Below are 2,568 nucleotides of genomic sequence, written 5' to 3' on the forward strand. Positions count from 1 at the left end.
GGGAGACCTCGACGTCTATCTGCGGACCGACGCGCCCGGCCGACCTACACCGTCATCTGAGAAGACCCCTGAAACGTCTTCGACGACGACGGGACCGGCGAGGAGGAGGGCGCGGTGAGCTAAGAGAATGGAGCTTGCTCGGCTTCGACGCCGCCGAAAGCTCCGGTGAAACGGTCGGTACTGGTCGGTCGTCGGCGGTCACCACCGGATGGCGGCGTCCCCCACGCTCGGCGTTTGCGCAGGTCAGCGGCTCGTTCGCCCAGTGGGCGCATCAAGCGATAGACGCAAAGCCGAAGTGATTAGGTCGTCGGTTCGATTCCGACAGGCGGCTCCGGCGAACAGCCCCTGACGCGAAGATTCCCGTGATGGCTTCGCGTCGGGACGGTTATGACGCGTTGTCCAGGGTGACGCGGTATCCCATGGATNGTTCGATTCCGACAGGCGGCTCCGGCGAACAGCCCCTGACGCGAAGATTCCCGTGATGGCTTCGCGTCGGGACGGTTATGACGCGTTGTCCAGGGTGACGCGGTATCCCATGGATTCGAGTTGGTGGATTGCTCGTTTCTTGGCGCGGCCGGGGTGGAGCCGGGTGTAGTAGTCGGCGCCTGGGTCGTCGTAGAGGGTGCCGGTAGTGCCCATGTGCCAGATCGCGATCAGCATGGAGTGCTGGATGGCGACGTTGGCCTTCTGCGGGCCACGGCGGCTAGCGATGCGTCGGTAGCGAGCACCGTAGTAGGTGTGCTGGTTCTGCGCGCAGGCCATCGCTGCCGCACCCAAGGCTCCTTGCAGGTACGGGTTCCCTGGTCGTGACTTGCTGGATTTCACCTTTCCGGCGGACTCGTTGTTGCCGGGTGTGGTGCCGGCCCAGGACGCCAGGTGCTTGGCAGTCGGGAACCGGGACATGTCCGCGCCGGTCTCGGCGACGATCACGTCGGCGGTGGCCGTAGCGATGCCCGGGATCGAACAGATCAGGTCGTGGAATCCCTGAAAGGGCTCCATCATCACCGCGATCCGCGCGGTCAGTTTCTCGATCGCGGCAGTGTGCTGGTCGATCAAGTCCAGATGAACTCGCACCAGGAACGCGTGGTGGGTGTTGAAGCGCCCGTTCATGGCCTCGGTCAATTCGGGGATCTTGTTGCGCAGGCGCCGTTTGGCCAGGTCGGCCAGGGCTGCAGGGTCGCGGTCGCCGGCAATGAGCGCTTCGAGCATCGCCCGTCCGGAGACCCCGAGGATATCGGAGGCAACCGCGGACAGTTTGATCCCGGAGTCCTCCAGCAACTTTTCCAGCCGTTGCGCCTCACGCGCACGTTCGCGGGTGATCGCGGTTCGGGCGCGGGTCAGATCACGCAGCTGACGGATCGGCTCTGGCGGCACGAACGAGGCCCGCACCAGTCCGTGCGCGCCGAGTTGCGCAAGCCAGGTCGCGTCCGCGACGTCCGTCTTGCGGCCAGGGACCGTCTTGACGTGCCGGGCGTTGACCAGCATCACATCGACACCGGGCAGGTCTTCGAGCAGGTAATAGAACGGCTTCCAGTAATCACTGGTCGCTTCCATCACCACGCAGGTCACATGCTCGGCTGCCAAGTGTTCACGTAATCCGAGGATCTGGCTGGTCATCGAACTCCACGTCGTGACCGTCTCGACAGTCTTGCGCCGGCCCTTGCCAGCGATCCGGACACAGACCTTGGCGTCCTTCTTCGAGATATCCATTCCCGCACACCGGGGGTGCACCACTTCCATCAGACTGACCTCCTCGCGACCAGGTACCTGATGTCCGTCGTGGGGAGGGCAGGGAGAAATCGGAAGTCTGACGCACGGGCTCGACGGCACCAATCCACGGTTCCCGTGGAAGCCCTCCGCCACCATGCTGACCTTCAGGCTCACCGGCACCACAGGGGCAACGGGGTCGACCACGACGAACCTCACCAGCATCCGCCCGACACAAGACCGCCGGCAAGCCGCGCGAGGGCCGAATCTTCGCGCACCACAGTGCGCCAAGGCACGCAGGCGCCCAGGTGCTGACCTGCGGAAACGCAGTGCAGGGGCGGTTCGGTTCTGGTGGTCGCGCGATGCGCTGGCCTCACGGCTCTGCCCGACACCGACGTCGCTCTCCTCTGCGACGGACCCCTCGCCGGCTGAGCGCTCGCGGCCGGCATCCTGTCCGTGTGCCGATAGGCCTCGCACCGCTCGGCAACGCAGCGTGGCGTTGCGTCGCGATCTGGCGACGGCTCGGCGGGGCGCGATCGTCTCGTGCGTTGGCGGACTACGGGAGCTTGGACGCGAGGACGTCGGCCGCCAGGATCTCGGGTGCTGCGCCGAGGAGGTGCTGGTTGGCCATCAGGGCTGCGACGATGGCACCGTTGGCGTGGGCGTCGCGAGCGGCCTCGTCGGGGAATGCATCGAAGATCCAGAAGGTGTCGGCGTGGGTCCTGACCGCGAACCAGACAATCGTTCCCACTTCTTCGTTGGCGAGCGCGACAGCGCCGGCGAGCAGCTCGGCGAGCGCGTCGTGCTGTCCATCGGCCGCGACAATCTTGGCGACGAAGGCATACGGAAGTGATACGGGTG

At 65.6% G+C, this 2,568-nt stretch carries 2 protein-coding genes; both read right to left on the reverse strand.

What is annotated here, in order from left to right; translation table 11 throughout:
* Window positions 1-501: 501 nt before the first annotated feature.
* A complete protein-coding gene (locus ACN8HC_RS19700) occupies window positions 502-1,740 on the reverse strand; it encodes an IS110 family RNA-guided transposase (RefSeq protein ID WP_490076539.1) in 1,239 nt (412 codons plus the stop codon).
* Window positions 1,741-2,263: 523 nt separating this feature from the next.
* Window positions 2,264-2,568: putative quinol monooxygenase (locus tag ACN8HC_RS19705; protein WP_490076540.1), on the reverse strand; the 305-nt coding region annotated here is incomplete at its 5' end.

The organism is Flexivirga sp. YIM B11880, assembly GCF_058148645.1.